Origin of the sequence: Streptomyces sp. SM18 (genome assembly GCF_002910775.2) — a bacterium.
In the GTDB taxonomy this organism is placed as follows: Bacteria; Actinomycetota; Actinomycetes; order Streptomycetales; family Streptomycetaceae; genus Streptomyces; species Streptomyces halstedii.
In genome coordinates, this window is sequence record NZ_CP029342.1 from 5,432,988 (window position 1) to 5,450,208 (window position 17,221).

Sequence of the window (17,221 nt, forward strand, 5' to 3'; positions counted from 1 at the left end):
ACGCTGTTGGGTATCTGAAGGTACGGGCTCGTTGAGTCTGTTCCTTTGGTTGCCGGCCCCAGTGCACTCGTCCGTGAGGACGGGGTGATGGGTGGCTGGTCGTTGTTTGAGAACTGCACAGTGGACGCGAGCATCTGTGGCCAAGTTTTTAAGGGCGCACGGTGGATGCCTTGGCACCAGGAACCGATGAAGGACGTGGGAGGCCACGATAGTCCCCGGGGAGCTGTCAACCAAGCTTTGATCCGGGGGTTTCCGAATGGGGAAACCCGGCAGTCGTCATGGGCTGTCACCCGCTGCTGAACACATAGGCAGTGTGGAGGGAACGAGGGGAAGTGAAACATCTCAGTACCCTCAGGAAGAGAAAACAACCGTGATTCCGGGAGTAGTGGCGAGCGAAACTGGATGAGGCCAAACCGTATGCGTGTGATACCCGGCAGGGGTTGCGCATGCGGGGTTGTGGGATCTCTCTTTCACAGTCTGCCGGCTGTGAGGCGAGTCAGAAACCGTTGATGTAGGCGAAGGACATGCGAAAGGTCCGGCGTAGAGGGTAAGACCCCCGTAGCTGAAACATTGACGGCTCGTTTGAGAGACACCCAAGTAGCACGGGGCCCGAGAAATCCCGTGTGAATCTGGCGGGACCACCCGCTAAGCCTAAATATTCCCTGGTGACCGATAGCGGATAGTACCGTGAGGGAATGGTGAAAAGTACCGCGGGAGCGGAGTGAAATAGTACCTGAAACCGTGTGCCTACAAGCCGTGGGAGCGTCGCTGTTGTTCTTCGGAACAGCAGTCGTGACTGCGTGCCTTTTGAAGAATGAGCCTGCGAGTTAGCGGTGTGTAGCGAGGTTAACCCGTGTGGGGAAGCCGTAGCGAAAGCGAGTCCGAACAGGGCGTTTGAGTTGCACGCTCTAGACCCGAAGCGGAGTGATCTAGCCATGGGCAGGTTGAAGCGGAGGTAAGACTTCGTGGAGGACCGAACCCACCAGGGTTGAAAACCTGGGGGATGACCTGTGGTTAGGGGTGAAAGGCCAATCAAACTCCGTGATAGCTGGTTCTCCCCGAAATGCATTTAGGTGCAGCGTCGTGTGTTTCTTGCCGGAGGTAGAGCACTGGATAGGCGATGGGCCCTACCGGGTTACTGACCTTAGCCAAACTCCGAATGCCGGTAAGTGAGAGCGCGGCAGTGAGACTGTGGGGGATAAGCTCCATGGTCGAGAGGGAAACAGCCCAGAGCATCGACTAAGGCCCCTAAGCGTACGCTAAGTGGGAAAGGATGTGGAGTCGCAGAGACAACCAGGAGGTTGGCTTAGAAGCAGCCACCCTTGAAAGAGTGCGTAATAGCTCACTGGTCAAGTGATTCCGCGCCGACAATGTAGCGGGGCTCAAGCGTACCGCCGAAGTCGTGTCATTCCAGCATGAGGGCCAACGCCCGCTGGGATGGGTAGGGGAGCGTCGTGTGCCGGGTGAAGCAGCCGCGGAAGCGAGTTGTGGACGGTTCACGAGTGAGAATGCAGGCATGAGTAGCGATACACACGTGAGAAACGTGTGCGCCGATTGACTAAGGGTTCCTGGGTCAAGCTGATCTGCCCAGGGTAAGTCGGGACCTAAGGCGAGGCCGACAGGCGTAGTCGATGGACAACCGGTTGATATTCCGGTACCCGCTTTGAAACGCCCAGTACTGAATCAGGCGATGCTAAGTCCGTGAAGCCGGCCTGATCTCTTCGGAGTTGAGGGTAGTGGTGGAGCCGATGAACCAGACTTGTAGTAGGTAAGCGATGGGGTGACGCAGGAAGGTAGTCCAGCCCGGGCGGTGGTTGTCCCGGGGTAAGGGTGTAGGCCGTGTGGTAGGTAAATCCGTCACACGTTAAGGCTGAGACCTGATGCCGAGCCGATTGTGGTGAAGTGGATGATCCTATGCTGTCGAGAAAAGCCTCTAGCGAGTTTCATGGCGGCCCGTACCCTAAACCGACTCAGGTAGTCAGGTAGAGAATACCGAGGCGTTCGGGTGAACTATGGTTAAGGAACTCGGCAAAATGCCCCCGTAACTTCGGGAGAAGGGGGGCCATCTCTGGTGAGGGGACTTGCTTCCTGAGCTGGGGGTGGCCGCAGAGACCAGCGAGAAGCGACTGTTTACTAAAAACACAGGTCCGTGCGAAGCCGTAAGGCGATGTATACGGACTGACGCCTGCCCGGTGCTGGAACGTTAAGGGGACCGGTTAGTGCACTTTCGGGTGTGCGAAGCTGAGAACTTAAGCGCCAGTAAACGGCGGTGGTAACTATAACCATCCTAAGGTAGCGAAATTCCTTGTCGGGTAAGTTCCGACCTGCACGAATGGCGTAACGACTTCTCGACTGTCTCAACCATAGGCCCGGTGAAATTGCACTACGAGTAAAGATGCTCGTTTCGCGCAGCAGGACGGAAAGACCCCGGGACCTTTACTATAGTTTGATATTGGTGTTCGGTTCGGCTTGTGTAGGATAGGTGGGAGACTTTGAAGCGGCCACGCCAGTGGTTGTGGAGTCGTCGTTGAAATACCACTCTGGTCGTGCTGGATGTCTAACCTGGGTCCGTGATCCGGATCAGGGACAGTGTCTGATGGGTAGTTTAACTGGGGCGGTTGCCTCCTAAAGAGTAACGGAGGCGCCCAAAGGTTCCCTCAGCCTGGTTGGCAATCAGGTGTTGAGTGTAAGTGCACAAGGGAGCTTGACTGTGAGACCGACGGGTCGAGCAGGGACGAAAGTCGGGACTAGTGATCCGGCAGTGGCTTGTGGAAGCGCTGTCGCTCAACGGATAAAAGGTACCCCGGGGATAACAGGCTGATCTTCCCCAAGAGTCCATATCGACGGGATGGTTTGGCACCTCGATGTCGGCTCGTCGCATCCTGGGGCTGGAGTCGGTCCCAAGGGTTGGGCTGTTCGCCCATTAAAGCGGTACGCGAGCTGGGTTTAGAACGTCGTGAGACAGTTCGGTCCCTATCCGCTGTGCGCGTAGGAATATTGAGAAGGGCTGTCCCTAGTACGAGAGGACCGGGACGGACGAACCTCTGGTGTGCCAGTTGTTCTGCCAAGGGCATGGCTGGTTGGCTACGTTCGGAAAGGATAACCGCTGAAAGCATCTAAGCGGGAAGCCTGCTTCGAGATGAGTGTTCCCACCACCTTGAGTGGTTAAGGCTCCCAGTAGACGACTGGGTTGATAGGCCAGATGTGGAAGCCCGGTAACGGGTGGAGCTGACTGGTACTAATAGGCCGAGGGCTTGTCCTCAGTTGCTCGCGTCCACTGTGTTGGTTCTGAAATAACGAACTGCCGTGTTGTTGCCCGGTGTTGGTTAATTTCATAGTGTTTCGGTGGTCATTGCGTTAGGGAAACGCCCGGTTACATTCCGAACCCGGAAGCTAAGCCTTTCAGCGCCGATGGTACTGCAGGGGGGACCCTGTGGGAGAGTAGGACGCCGCCGAACTATTATTCCGGGAAAGCCCCGTGCCTTTGTGGCACGGGGCTTTCCTGCGTTTCGGATCCCCCACCACGTTTCTGATCCCCAGCCCACCTCAGGGCGATCCGGCCGGACAAGGGCAGGGGCAGGTACAGGGACCGTCGCGCTGCCGAGAAGGCCCCCGAGGTGCCGGTGCCGGCAGGAGAAAAGACGGGTGAGCAGGTGGTTCTGAGCACCCCTCTGCTGGGGTATGCTTTATCTCGTCGCCGCAGGGTGACACGCAACAGGCCCCAATAGCTCAGTCGGTAGAGCGTCTCCATGGTAAGGAGAAGGTCTGCGGTTCGATTCCGCATTGGGGCTCGGACAAGAAGAAAGGCCCCCGCCTCAGGCGGGGGCCTTTCTCGTAGGTGGTGTGCGTGTACTAGAAGGTGTCCGGCTCCGGGACGCGCATGGCCAGGATCGCCATGTCGTCCGAAGCGGGCTCGGCGGCGAAGCGTTCGACCGCCCGCAGGATGCGGCCCGCGACCGCGCCGGCCGTCAGGCCCGTACACACCGAGAGGACGTCCGCCAGGCCGTCGTCGCCCAACATGCGGGTCCCCTCGCGGCGTTCGGTCACGCCGTCCGTCACGCAGAGCAGGACATCGCCCGGCTCCAGGGTGACCTCCTGCTCGTACAGCTCCAGATCGTCCATGACGCCCAGCAGCGGTTGGGGATCGGCGGCGGCCTCCACGGAGCCGTCCTGGCGCAGTCGCAGCGGGAGGGGATGACCGGCGCAGACCACCTTCAGCAGGGCACTGCCGTCCTCCTGCGGCCACAACTCCCCGTACAGCAGGGTGAGGAAGCGGCTGCGCTCTCCTTCGTCCATGATCGCCGCGTTGAGGCGCTCCAGTACCGCCGGGCCCCCGAACCCCTCCCGGGCCAGCAGGCGCAGTGCGTGACGGGCCAGACCCGTCACCGCCGCCGCCTCCGGCCCCGTACCGCAGACGTCCCCGATGGCGAAGCCGTAGGCGCCGTCGCGGATCGGGAACACGTCGTAGAAGTCGCCGCCGACCTCGTTGCCCTCGCCCGCGGCGCGGTAGATCACCTCGATCTCCACGTTGGGTACGTCCGGCAGGCCCGGCGGCAGCAGACTGCGCTGGAGGGACTGGCTGATGGACACGCGCTCCGAGTACAGGCGGGCGTTGTCGAGCGCCAGGGCCGCCCGGCGGGACAGGTCCTCGGCCAGTTCCAGGATCTCCTGGCGGAAATGCTCGTCGGACGGCTTGCCCAGGGTGAGCATGCCGATCACACGGTTGCGTGCCACGAGCGGCAGGACCACCGTCTCGCCGCCCACCGCGGACGCCGTCTCCAGCGTCGTGCGCGCGGCCGCCCCCATGCTCAACGGGGCGTCCCTGCCCAGGGTGCGCGTGGAGACGCGCAGAGCCGCCTCGTGGCCGGCCTGGGCCGGCGCGGGCCAGATACGCGCGCCCGGGGTCGGCACCGGATCCGGCGGGGCGATGGAGGCCAGCAGCTCCTTCAGGCCGTCGATGCGCTCCTCGTCCTCGTGCAGGACGTAGGAGAGATACGGCTCCGCGAGCTGGTCGGCGATCGTGTACACCGCGCACCAGGTGGCCAGCGTCGGCACCGTCATCTGGGCCATGAGCGCCAGTGTCTGGTCCCGGTCCAGCGTGCCCGCCAGCAGGTCGGACGCCTCCACCAGGAAGGAGAGGGAGCCACGCCGCAGCCGCTCCAGCTCACCGAGCCTGGCCGACTCCACGGCCAGCGCGATGCGGTCGGCCGCGAACTGGAGGCGCAGCGCCTCCTCGTTCGAGTACCGGCCGGCGGCCTCCGCCGCGACCCCCAGGGAACCGGTGAGCCGGCCCTCGACCTTGAGGGGCACGGTGACGACCGAACGCATCCCCGTGTCCGTGAGCAGCGGCACGGCGCCCGGGACGGCCGTCAGGTCCTCGTGGACCGCGGGCATCCGGGCCGAGCTGTACCGGTTGGTGCCCGCCTCGACGGGCACCCGGGCGAAACGCTGGCGGGCGGAGGGAAGACCGGTCGTCGCCCGGACCTCCAGCTCCGTCTCGTCGTCGGTGGCCAGCAGCAGGAACGCGGCGTCGGCGTCGAGCATGTCCCGTGCGCGCTCCACCGTGCGCTGGAGGAGGCCGTCGAGGTCGTCGGGGGCGGGAGAGCCGATGAAGACCTCGAAGGGGTCCGCGGTGCGGCTGTCGTTCGAGGAGTCCACCGGGGCCCGCACCGGTGTCTGCAGCACGGCGCGCTCGTGGTCGCGGACGAGGAGGCAGACCGTCGAGGGCTCGCCCTGCGTGTCGCGGACCCTGAGGTGTGAGGCGTACACCGGGATCACGCGGCCGTCCGCGCCCCGGATGCCGTAGCTGCCCTCCCAGCGGGAGAGCCGCAGGGCGTCGGCGATGCCCGTGCTCGTGCCCGGGGTGTGCGGCCACGCCGCGAAGTCCGTGAGCTGCTTGCCGGCGACCTGGTCCGCCGCGTACCCGAAGAGGAAGGCGGCGTCGTCGTTCCAGGAGGCGATGGCCCCGGAGCCGTCGATCTGGACGACCGCCACCCGTACCCGCTCGTCGGCGACCGGGAGCAGGGCCGTGGGCAGCACCGGGCCCGCCGAGCGGATGCCGACCGGGCGTTCGGGAAGATCGAGCTGGAACCAGACGTGTTTGTGCTCCGGGGTGTACTCCACTCCCCAGCGCGAGGCGAGGGCGGCGCAGAGCAGCAGTCCGCGTCCGCCCTCCCGGTCGGGGCTGCCGAAGTCCAGTCCGGAACTCTGGAGCGGGATCTCCCGCTCCGGGTAGTGGTCGGATACTTCGACGCGGACGCCGTCCTCGGTGCGCAGGCACAGCACATCGGCGGCGGTGCCCGCGTGCACGACCGCGTTGGTCACGAGTTCGCTGGTCAGGACGACGGCGTCGTCGACGACGTCGGTGTAGCCCCACCCCTGCAAGGTGTCGCGGACGAACGCCCGGGCGGTCGCCACCGAGCGTCCGACCGGATCGAAGGTGGCAGCCGCACGCGCGGTGATCACAGCACTCCCCATATGGTGTCTCGTCGCTTCCCCGAGTCCTGTGCCCGTTTCTCGCCGCTTCGATTCGCTTGCCAGGCTAGACGCTCGCCCCGCGTCCCGGGTACACGAGGGCGTACTTGGGTCCGGGGCGCCCGACGGGTGGTGCGGCGGCCCCTCGGCTGTGAACTCCCGGTGGGAGAAGAGGGGCAACCGCGGGACCTTGTCCCCCCGTCCGGTTACGGCCTGGTAGTTTCAACGATTTGACGTCCGCATAGTCACCCGTCGACGGTGTGCTGTGGCGGTGAGCCAAAGTGGAAGTGGGCAAGCTTCCGACAGCGGGCCCCGGAACGGTCCGAGCGAACGGTCAAACCCCTGCGGGAGGGACACGGTGGAGTCTGTGGCGGCGCGGGGTTCAGAAACGCGCACTAAAGGCGGACAGCCCGTGAAGAAACAGCGCAACGGCACCATCGAAGTGGACGCGGCGGCTCTCAACAGACTGCTGTCGGCCCTCGGGGCGATGCGCGACGGGAACTTCCGCAGGCGGCTGACCGTCTCGGGCGACGGCCCGCTCACGGAGATCGCGGCGGTCTTCAACGAGGTCGCCGACCGCAACCTCCATCTGACCGGTGAGCTGGCCCGGGTGCGCCGCGTGGTCGGCCGGGAGGGCAAGCTCACCGAACGCCTGGAGACCGGCGCCTGTGAGGGCTCCTGGGCCTCGGCCATCGATGCCTCCAACGAGCTCGTCGACGACCTGGCACGGCCCGTGTCCGAGGTCGGACGGGTGCTGTCGGCGATCGCCGACGGTGACCTGGAGCAGCGGATGGAGCTGCGGACGCACACGGCCGACGAGACGGTGCGGCCCCTGCGCGGTGAGTTCCTGAAGGTCGCCCGCACGGTCAACAACCTGGTGGACCAGCTGTCCGCGTTCACCGAGCAGGTGACGCGCGTAGCGGTCGAGGTGGGCACCGAGGGCAAGCTCGGCGGTCAGGCGCAGGTGCGGGGGATGTCGGGGTCCTGGAAGGACCTCACGGACTCCGTGAACACCATGGCGTACCGGCTGACCGCACAGGTGCGTGACATCGCCCTGGTGACGACCGCCGTCGCCAAGGGGGACCTGTCGCGGAAGGTCACCGTCCATGTGGCCGGCGAGATGCTCCAGCTGAAGAACACCGTCAACACGATGGTCGACCAGCTGTCGTCGTTCTCCTCCGAGGTGACCCGGGTCGCCCGCGAGGTGGGTACCGAGGGCGAGCTGGGCGGCCAGGCGACGGTGCCCGGTGTCGCCGGGGTCTGGAAGGACCTCACCGACTCCGTCAACACGATGGCGGGCAACCTCACCTCCCAGGTGCGGGGTATCGCCGAGGTGACGACGGCCGTCGCCAACGGCGACCTGTCGCAGAAGGTCACGGTGAGCGCGCGCGGCGAGGTCGCCCAGCTCGCCGAGACGATCAACCAGATGACCGAGACGCTGCGGACCTTCGCCGACGAGGTGACGCGGGTGGCGAGCGAGGTCGGCGGCGAGGGCCTGCTCGGCGGTCAGGCCCAGGTGCCGGGGGCGGCGGGGACCTGGAAGGACCTCACCGACTCGGTGAACACGGTCTTCCGGAACCTGACGACGCAGGTGCGGGACATCGCGCAGGTGACCACGGCGGTGGCCAGCGGTGACATGACGCAGAAGGTCACCGTGGACGTGGCCGGGGAGATGCTGGAGCTGAAGAACACCGTCAACACGATGGTGGACCAGCTTCAGTCGTTCGGGTCCGAGGTGACCCGGGTCGCCCGGGAGGTCGGTGTCGAGGGCCGCCTCGGCGGCCAGGCCGAGGTGCCCGGGGCGGCGGGGACCTGGAAGGACCTCACCGACTCGGTGAACACCGCCTTCCGCAACCTGACCGGCCAGGTCCGGGACATCGCCCAGGTGACGACGGCCGTCGCGAACGGCGACCTCTCGCAGAAGGTCACCGTCGACGTGGCCGGCGAGATGCTGGAGCTCAAGAACACCGTCAACACCATGGTGGCGCAGCTGTCCAACTTCGCCGACCAGGTGACCCGGATGGCACGCGACGTGGGCACCGAAGGCCGCCTCGGCGGTCAGGCACGCGTCGACGGCGTGTCGGGTACGTGGAAGGAACTCACCGACTCCGTCAACTTCATGGCGGGCAATCTCACCTCCCAGGTGCGGCAGATCGCCCAGGTGACGACGGCGGTGGCGCGGGGTGACCTGTCGCAGAAGATCGACGTGGACGCCCGGGGCGAGATCCTGGAGCTGAAGAACACCATCAACACGATGGTCGACCAGCTCTCCGCCTTCGCGGACCAGGTGACCCGGGTGGCACGCGAGGTGGGCACCGACGGGCGGCTGGGCGGTCAGGCGCAGGTACCGGGCGTGGCCGGTGTGTGGCGCGACCTGACGGACTCCGTGAACGGCATGGCCGGGAACCTCACCGCCCAGGTCCGCAACATCGCGCAGGTCGCCACGGCGGTGGCGCGGGGTGACCTGTCGCAGAAGATCGACGTGGACGCCCGGGGCGAGATCCTGGAACTGAAGAACACGCTGAACACGATGGTCGACCAGCTCTCGAACTTCGCGGAGCAGGTCACCCGGGTCGCCCGCGAGGTGGGCACGGAGGGCATCCTCGGCGGCCAGGCAGAGGTGCAGGGGGTCTCCGGTACGTGGAAGGACCTCACCCAGTCCGTCAACGGCATGGCGAACAACCTCACCCTCCAGGTGCGCAACATCGCGGAGGTGACGACGGCGGTCGCCAAGGGCGACCTCTCCAAGAAGATCACCGTCGATGCCAAGGGCGAGATCCTCGAACTGGTCACGACGGTCAACACCATGGTCGACCAGCTGCTCAACTTCGCCGACGAGGTGACGAGGGTCGCCCGTGAGGTGGGTACCGAGGGCATCCTCGGAGGGCAGGCCCGGGTGCGCGGTGCCACGGGCATCTGGAAGGACCTCAGCGACAACGTCAACCTGATGGCCAACAACCTGACCAGTCAGGTGCGCAACATCTCGCGGGTCTCGTCCGCGGTCGCCAACGGCGACCTGACGAAGAAGGTGACCGTCGAGGCGCGTGGCGAGGTGGCCGAACTCGCCGACACGGTCAACACGATGGTGACGACGCTGTCCTCGTTCGCCGACGAGGTGACCCGGGTGGCGCGCGAGGTGGGCACCGAGGGCGAGCTGGGCGGGCAGGCACGTGTCCCGGGTGTCTCGGGCACCTGGAAGGACCTCACCGAGTCGGTGAACTCCATGGCGTCCAACCTGACCGGCCAGGTGCGCCAGATCGCCACGGTGACCACGGCCATCGCCAAGGGCGACCTCACGAAGAAGATCGACATCGACGCCCGGGGTGAGATCCAGGAGTTGAAGAACACCATCAACACGATGGTGGACCAGCTCTCCTCCTTCGCCGAGCAGGTGACCCGGGTGGCGCGCGAGGTGGGCACCGAGGGCCAGCTGGGCGGGCAGGCCCGGGTGCGCGACGTGGACGGCACCTGGCGCGACCTCACCGAGTCGGTGAACGAGATGGCCGGGAACCTCACCCGTCAGGTGCGCGCCATCGCGGCGGTCGCCACCGCGGTGACCCGGGGCGATCTCAACCTCAAGATCGACGTCGACGCGGCCGGCGAGATCCAGGTGCTGCAGGACAACATCAACACGATGATCGCCAACCTGCGCGACACCACCCTGGCCAACAAGGAGCAGGACTGGCTCAAGGGCAACCTCGCCCGGATCTCCGGTCTGATGCAGGGCCGCCGGGACCTGGACGACGTGGCCTCGCTGATCATGAGCGAGCTGACCCCGGTCGTCTCGGCCCAGCACGGGGCGTTCTTCCTGGCCGTGTCCACGGGTGACAGCGACGAGGTGGGCGCGGCCGACGACGGCAGCTCCAGCGCGTACGAGCTGCGGATGCGCGGCAGTTACGGCTACTCGGCGGGCTCGATGCCGACGTCCTTCCGGCCCGGCGAGACGCTCATCGGTACGGCGGCCGAGGAGAAGCGGACGATCCAGGTGGACAACGTGCCGCCCGGCTACCTGAAGATCTCCTCCGGTCTCGGCGAGGCGCCCCCGGCCCATGTGATCGTGCTGCCGGTGCTCTTCGAGGGCAAGGTGCTCGGGGTGATCGAGCTGGCCTCGTTCCAGCCGTTCACCCACATCCAGCGGGACTTCCTCAACCAGCTCGCCGAGATGATCGCGACGAGCGTCAACACCATCAGCGTCAACACGAAGACGGAGAAGCTCCTCGAACAGTCCCAGGAGCTCACCGAGCAACTCCGGGACCGCTCCCAGGAGCTGGAGAACCGGCAGAAGGCGCTTCAGGCCTCCAACGCCGAACTGGAGGAGAAGGCCGAGCTGCTGGCGCAGCAGAACCGCGACATCGAGGTGAAGAACACCGAGATCGAGGAGGCCCGGCAGGTCCTGGAGGAGCGTGCCGAGCAGCTGGCGGTCTCGATGCGCTACAAGTCGGAGTTCCTGGCGAACATGTCGCACGAGCTGCGTACGCCGCTCAACTCGCTGCTCATCCTGGCGAAGCTGCTCGCCGACAACGCCGAGGGGAATCTCTCCCCGAAGCAGGTGGAGTTCGCCGAGACGATCCACGGGGCGGGCTCCGACCTGCTCCAGCTGATCAACGACATCCTGGACCTGTCCAAGGTCGAGGCCGGCAAGATGGACGTGAGCCCGACCCGGATCGCCCTGGTCCAGCTGGTCGACTACGTGGAGGCGACGTTCCGGCCGCTCACCGCGGAGAAGGGGCTCGACTTCTCCGTACGCGTGTCGCCGGAGCTGCCGGCGACCCTGCACACCGACGAGCAGAGGCTGCTCCAGGTCCTGCGCAACCTGCTGTCCAACGCGGTGAAGTTCACCGACAGCGGTGCCGTGGAGCTGGTGATCCGGCCCGCCGGGGCGGACGTGCCGAACTCCATCAGGGAGCACCTGCTGGAGGCCGGTTCCCTGCGGGACGCCGACGCGGACCTGATCGCGTTCTCCGTGACGGACACCGGGATCGGTATCGCGTCGAGCAAGATGCTGGTGATCTTCGAGGCGTTCAAGCAGGCGGACGGCACCACCAGCCGCAAGTACGGGGGCACGGGGCTCGGGCTGTCCATCAGCCGGGAGATCGCGCGGCTGCTGGGCGGCGAGATCCACGCCGCGAGCGAACCGGGGCGTGGGTCGACCTTCACGCTGTACCTGCCGCTGCACCCCAGCGGGCTGCCGCCGCACGGGTATCCGCAGCTGGGTCCGGGGAACGTGGAGATCCCCGCGGGCGCCGGGGAGGAGGGGCTCCCGGAGCCGGCCGCGGAGAGCGGGTCCGAGCCGCCGCTCGGTGATCCGGCGGGGAGCGCCGGGGTGTTCCGGCGCCGGCGCAAGGCCCTGGGGACGGCGGCGCAGCGCCCGGCCCTGGCGAACGGCGCGTCCGGCGAGGCGAACACGGCCAAGGCCGCCCCCGCCGAGGAGTGGGTGCGGGCACCGCAGGAGGAGCAGGAGCCCCGGCCGGTGTTCCGCTTCCACGGCGAGAAGGTGCTGATCGTCGACGACGACATCCGCAACGTCTTCGCGCTCACCAGCGTCCTGGAGCAGCACGGGCTGTCGGTGCTGTACGCGGAGAACGGGCGTGAGGGCATCGAAGTCCTGGAGCAGCACGACGATGTGACGATCGTGCTGATGGACATCATGATGCCCGAGCTGGACGGTTACGCCACGACGACGGCGATCCGCAGGATGCCCCAGTTCGCCGGGCTGCCCATCGTCGCGCTGACGGCCAAGGCGATGAAGGGCGACCGCGAGAAGGCGATCGACAGCGGAGCTTCCGACTATGTCACCAAGCCCGTCGACTCCGATCACCTGCTGTCGGTGATGGAGAGGTGGATGCGCGGAGAGTGATCGGTGAGTGGCTTCTCCGCCGTGATCCGTTGACCGGGTGTGCTCGAACGGGTGTGGGCGCGGGGAATCCGGGGAACCTTCTGGTCTCCCCCCACGTTTTCGCTTCGTGCACAGTGACATCGCGGTGACAGGGTGTGGCGACGGGCGGGGTGCGGCTACCATGACCGGCACAAGGACGGACGGCGTAAGGGAGTCGTCCCCTGGGGCGGCACCCGGTGCGATTCCGGGGCGAGGAGGGCGGGCCATGATGCAGAAGGCCAAGATCCTCCTGGTCGATGACCGGCCGGAGAATCTGCTGGCGCTGGAGGCGATCCTCTCCGCGCTCGATCAGACGCTGGTGCGGGCATCGTCAGGGGAGGAAGCGCTCAAAGCGCTGCTCACGGACGATTTCGCGGTCATTCTGCTGGATGTCCAGATGCCGGGCATGGACGGATTCGAGACGGCCGCGCACATCAAGCGGCGGGAGCGGACCCGGGACATCCCGATCATCTTCCTCACCGCGATCAACCACGGTCCGCACCACACCTTCCGGGGATACGCGGCGGGCGCGGTGGACTACATCTCGAAGCCGTTCGACCCCTGGGTGCTGCGCGCCAAGGTCTCGGTCTTCGTCGAGCTGTACATGAAGAACTGCCAGCTGCGCGAACAGGCGGCGCTGCTGCGCCTCCAGCTCGAAGGCGGTGTGCGGCCGGGCTCCGACGACAAGGAGCCCGCGGGTCTGCTGGCCGAACTCTCGGCGCGGCTGGCCGCGGTCGAGGAGCAGGCGGAAGCCCTCTCCAAGCAGTTGGACGACGACGCGGCCGACGCCGCGGCGGTGGCCACCGCCGCTCATCTGGAGCGCAAGCTCACCGGACTGCGCCGCGCGTTGGACGCCCTGGAGCCGGGCACCGGTGGCTCGGCTAGCGTTCTTCCGTCGTGACGGGGCGCCTGCCCGGCGGACGGCGCCGTCAGGACCGGCGGTCGCCTGAGGGGGCGTCAGTTTCGCGCCTCGGCAGGGCGACACGGACGGGTGAAGCCGTAGGCACACGTGTCCACCGAGGTCGACACCGGTAACCTCAGTCACATGGCCTCACGTACGTCCGGCAAGGGTTCCCAGGGCGCGGCGGGCACCGGGAAGGCTGCCGGCCGTACCCAGGGGCCGGCGAAGAAAGCCGTCCCCGCCAAGAAGCCCGCAGCGAAGAAGACCGCGCCCGCGAAGAAGGCACCCGCCAGGAAGGCGGCGGCCAGGAAGCCGGCGCCCAAACCCGCGCCGTCCCCCACCGGGGGCGTGTACCGGCTGGCCCGCGCCGTCTGGCTCGGCACAGCCCACGGCGTCGGGGCGGTGTTCCGTTCCATAGGGCGGGGCGCGAAGGGGCTCGACCCCGCGCACCGCAAGGACGGCCTCGCGCTGCTCCTCCTCGGCCTCGCGCTGATCGTGGCGGCGGGCACCTGGTCGCACCTCCAGGGACCCGTCGGCGATCTCGTCGAGATGCTGGTCACGGGAGCCTTCGGGCGGCTGGACCTGGTCGTACCGATCCTGCTGGGCGCGGTGGCCGTGCGGCTGATCCTGTATCCGGAGAAGCCCGAGGCCAACGGCCGTATCGTCATCGGTCTTTCCGCCCTCGTCGTCGGGGTGCTCGGCCAGGTGCACATCGCCTGCGGCTCGCCCGGCCGGGAGGACGGCACCGACGCCATGCAGGGCGCGGGCGGACTCATCGGCTGGGCGGCCTCCAAGCCCCTGATCTTCGCCATGGGGGAGGTCCTCGCCGTACCGCTGCTGTTGCTGCTCACCGTCTTCGGCCTGCTGGTCGTCACCGCCACCCCCGTCAACGCGATCCCGCAGCGCCTGCGGCAGCTCGGCGTCCGGCTGGGGCTCGTCGCGCCGCCTGAGGAGTTCGCGGGCGACACCGACGACGACGAGCGGTACGACGAGCAGTGGCGCGAAGCGCTGCCCGAGCGCTCGGCGCGCACCCCGGGCCGCCGCCAGGACCACGACGGTGTGTACGACGTGGACCGGGACGAGGCGGAGCCCCCGGGCAAGCGCCGCCGGACCCGCAAGCCGTCCGCGCAACCGGCGATGAACCGCACCCTGGACGCGGTGGACGTCGCGGCCGCCGCCGCTGCCGCCCTCGACGGGGCCGTACTCAACGGCATGCCGCCCTCACCGGTCGTCGCCGACCTCACCCAGGGCGTCTCCACGGACCGCGAGCGCACCGGCGGCACCCCGGTGCCCGGTGCCAGAGCGGCCGAGAGGAGCACACCGGGGGCCCGTGGCAAGCCGGCCGGCGGCTCCGGTGGCGTCCCCGATCTCACCAAGCCCGCCCCCGAGCGCTCCGAGCCGTTGCCGGCGCGCGCCGAACAGCTCCAGCTCTCCGGCGACATCACCTACGCCCTGCCCTCCCTGGACCTCCTGGAGCGCGGCGGCCCCGGCAAGACGCGCAGCGCGGCCAACGACGCCGTCGTGGCCTCACTGACCAACGTCTTCACGGAGTTCAAGGTCGACGCCGCCGTCACCGGCTTCACCCGCGGTCCGACGGTCACCCGGTACGAAGTCGAACTCGGCCCGGCCGTCAAGGTCGAGAGGATCACGGCCCTCACCAAGAACATCGCGTACGCGGTGGCGAGCCCGGACGTCCGGATCATCTCGCCGATCCCCGGCAAGTCCGCGGTCGGCATCGAAATCCCCAACTCCGACCGGGAGATGGTCAACCTCGGCGACGTGCTGCGCCTCGCGGACGCGGCCGAGGACGACCATCCGATGCTGGTGGCGCTCGGCAAGAACGTCGAGGGCGGCTACGAGATGGCCAACCTGGCGAAGATGCCGCACGTGCTGGTCGCCGGTGCGACCGGTTCCGGCAAGTCCTCCTGCATCAACTGCCTGATCACCTCGGTGATGGTCCGGGCGACCCCGGAGGACGTCCGGATGGTGCTCGTGGACCCCAAGCGGGTGGAGCTCACCGCCTACGAGGGCATCCCGCACCTGATCACGCCGATCATCACCAACCCGAAGAAGGCCGCCGAGGCCCTCCAGTGGGTCGTCCGGGAGATGGACCTGCGCTACGACGACCTCGCGGCCTACGGCTACCGGCACATCGACGACTTCAACCACGCCGTGCGCGGCGGCAAGGCCAAGGCCCCCGAGGGCAGCGAGCGGGAGCTCTCGCCCTACCCGTACCTGCTGGTGATCGTCGACGAGCTGGCGGACCTGATGATGGTGGCGCCCCGGGACGTCGAGGACTCCATCGTCCGCATCACCCAGCTCGCCCGCGCGGCCGGCATCCACCTGGTGCTCGCCACACAGCGTCCCTCGGTGGACGTGGTCACCGGCCTCATCAAGGCCAACGTGCCCTCGCGGCTCGCCTTCGCCACCTCCTCGCTCGCCGACAGCAGGGTCATCCTCGACCAGCCCGGCGCGGAGAAGCTGATCGGGAAGGGTGACGGGCTGTTCCTGCCGATGGGCGCGAACAAGCCGACCCGCATGCAGGGGGCCTTCGTCACCGAGGACGAGGTCGCGGCCGTCGTCCAGCACTGCAAGGATCAGATGGCCCCGGTCTTCCGCGAGGACGTGGTGGCGGGGACGAAGCAGAAGAAGGAGATCGACGAGGACATCGGTGACGACCTGGATCTGCTCTGCCAGGCCGCCGAGCTGGTCGTCTCGACCCAGTTCGGATCCACCTCGATGCTCCAGCGCAAGCTGAGGGTGGGCTTCGCCAAGGCCGGGCGGCTGATGGACCTGATGGAGTCGCGCAACATCGTGGGCCCCAGCGAGGGTTCCAAGGCGCGCGACGTCCTGGTGAAGGCCGACGAACTCGACGGGGTGTTGGCCGTCATCCGGGGGGAAAACGCTCCGTAGGACCATGCCGGGCAACCGTTCGGCCCGGTCGTACGTCAACGTGGAAGGAGAGCAGCGAAATGATCTGCCCGCCGCTCCGTTCTGTGCCCTGTCCAAGGGGCTGTCCGGCGAACCCGATGGCGTACAAAGTCGTCCCTCCCGGTTGCCCCACCCTTTCGTACCACCCCTAGACTGAACATCCAGCAGGTGGCTCACGCTCGAAAGGCGCCCCCGTGTCCATCGGCAACTCCCCCGAAGACGACCGGCCTTCGATCGGTCACGCGCTTCAGCAGGCTCGTATCGCCGCAGGTCTGACGGTCGAGGAAGTCAGCAGTTCCACCCGGGTGCGCATCCCCATCGTGCACGCGATCGAGACGGACGACTTCTCCCGCTGCGGCGGCGACGTCTACGCGCGCGGCCACATCCGCATGATCGCCCACGCCGTCCGGCTCGACCCCGAGCCGTTGATCGCCCGGTACGACGCCGAGCACGGGGGCCGGCCCGCGCCCACCCCCGCGGCGCCGCTGTTCGAGGCGGAGCGCATCCGCTCCGAGCCCCGCCGCCCCAACTGGACCGCGGCCATGGTCGCGGCCATCGTCGCCGTGGTGGGGTTCGTCGGATTCACGTTCGTCAAGAGCGGCGACGACTCCGGTACGGCCCCCGTCGCCGAGGGCTCGGCCCCCGACAACGCCACGGCCCGGCCGACGCCCAGCAAGACCGCCGACCCCAAGCCCGCCCCCTCCGAGAGCGCCATCGCCGCCGCCCCCCGGGACAAGGTGACCGTCAAGCTCAGCGCCACCGGAAAGAGCTGGATCTCGGCCAAGGACCACAACGGGCGCCAGCTCTTCGACGGCCTGCTGAACAAGGGCGACTCCAAGACCTTCCAGGACAAGGAGCGGATCGACCTCGTCCTGGGAGACGCGGGTTCCATCGAGCTCTTCGTGAACGGCAAGAAGGTGGACGACCAGTTCGAGGCGGGACAGGTCGAACGGCTCTCCTACACCAAGGGCGACCCCGAGGTCGGCTGACCTCTCCGCCCCTTCCGCCCCGGTTCTTCCCGGTGAGCGCCCGGCCCTGTG

The 17,221-nt window shown here is 67.2% G+C and carries 5 protein-coding genes, 1 tRNA gene and 2 rRNA genes; 7 read left to right on the top strand and 1 reads right to left on the bottom strand.

Annotation, left to right across the window (positions count from 1 at the left end):
- Positions 1-138: 138 nt before the first annotated feature.
- From B9S64_RS24625 to B9S64_RS24635, 3 genes are all read left to right on the top strand, one after another.
- A 23S ribosomal RNA gene (locus tag B9S64_RS24625) occupies positions 139-3,262 on the top strand.
- 79 nt (positions 3,263-3,341) lie between these two features.
- Positions 3,342-3,458, top strand: a 5S ribosomal RNA gene (rrf, locus tag B9S64_RS24630).
- 260 nt (positions 3,459-3,718) lie between these two features.
- Positions 3,719-3,791 (top strand) — tRNA-Thr (locus B9S64_RS24635).
- Positions 3,792-3,852: 61 nt separating this feature from the next.
- On the opposite strand, the gene B9S64_RS24640 is transcribed toward B9S64_RS24635, so the two are convergent.
- Positions 3,853-6,465, bottom strand: a complete 2,613-nt coding sequence (locus tag B9S64_RS24640; RefSeq protein WP_103491900.1) for a SpoIIE family protein phosphatase — start codon at positions 6,463-6,465, stop codon at positions 3,853-3,855.
- Between the two features lie 421 nt (positions 6,466-6,886).
- On the opposite strand from B9S64_RS24640, the gene B9S64_RS24645 reads away from it, so the two are divergent.
- From B9S64_RS24645 to B9S64_RS24660, 4 genes are all read left to right on the top strand, one after another.
- Positions 6,887-12,331: a HAMP domain-containing protein gene (locus B9S64_RS24645; protein WP_103491901.1), complete on the top strand. Its 5,445-nt coding sequence runs from the start codon at positions 6,887-6,889 to the stop codon at positions 12,329-12,331.
- Between the two features lie 244 nt (positions 12,332-12,575).
- A complete protein-coding gene (locus B9S64_RS24650; protein WP_103491902.1) occupies positions 12,576-13,250 on the top strand; it encodes a two-component system response regulator in 675 nt (224 codons plus the stop codon).
- Between the two features lie 144 nt (positions 13,251-13,394).
- The gene (locus B9S64_RS24655) at positions 13,395-16,163 is read left to right on the top strand and encodes a DNA translocase FtsK (RefSeq protein ID WP_181012334.1); all 2,769 of its coding nucleotides are present in this window, start codon (positions 13,395-13,397) and stop codon (positions 16,161-16,163) included.
- A gap of 212 nt (positions 16,164-16,375) precedes the next feature.
- On the top strand, positions 16,376-17,170 hold the full coding sequence (locus B9S64_RS24660; RefSeq protein WP_103491904.1) for a helix-turn-helix domain-containing protein: 795 nt from the start codon (positions 16,376-16,378) through the stop codon (positions 17,168-17,170).
- Positions 17,171-17,221: the final 51 nt, after the last annotated feature.

Coding starts and splice junctions, on each gene's coding strand:
- B9S64_RS24650 (WP_103491902.1), top strand. CDS start 12,576: ATGATGCAGAAGGCCAAGATCCTCCTGGTCGATGACCGGCCGGAGAAT.
- B9S64_RS24655 (WP_181012334.1), top strand. CDS start 13,395: ATGGCCTCACGTACGTCCGGCAAGGGTTCCCAGGGCGCGGCGGGCACC.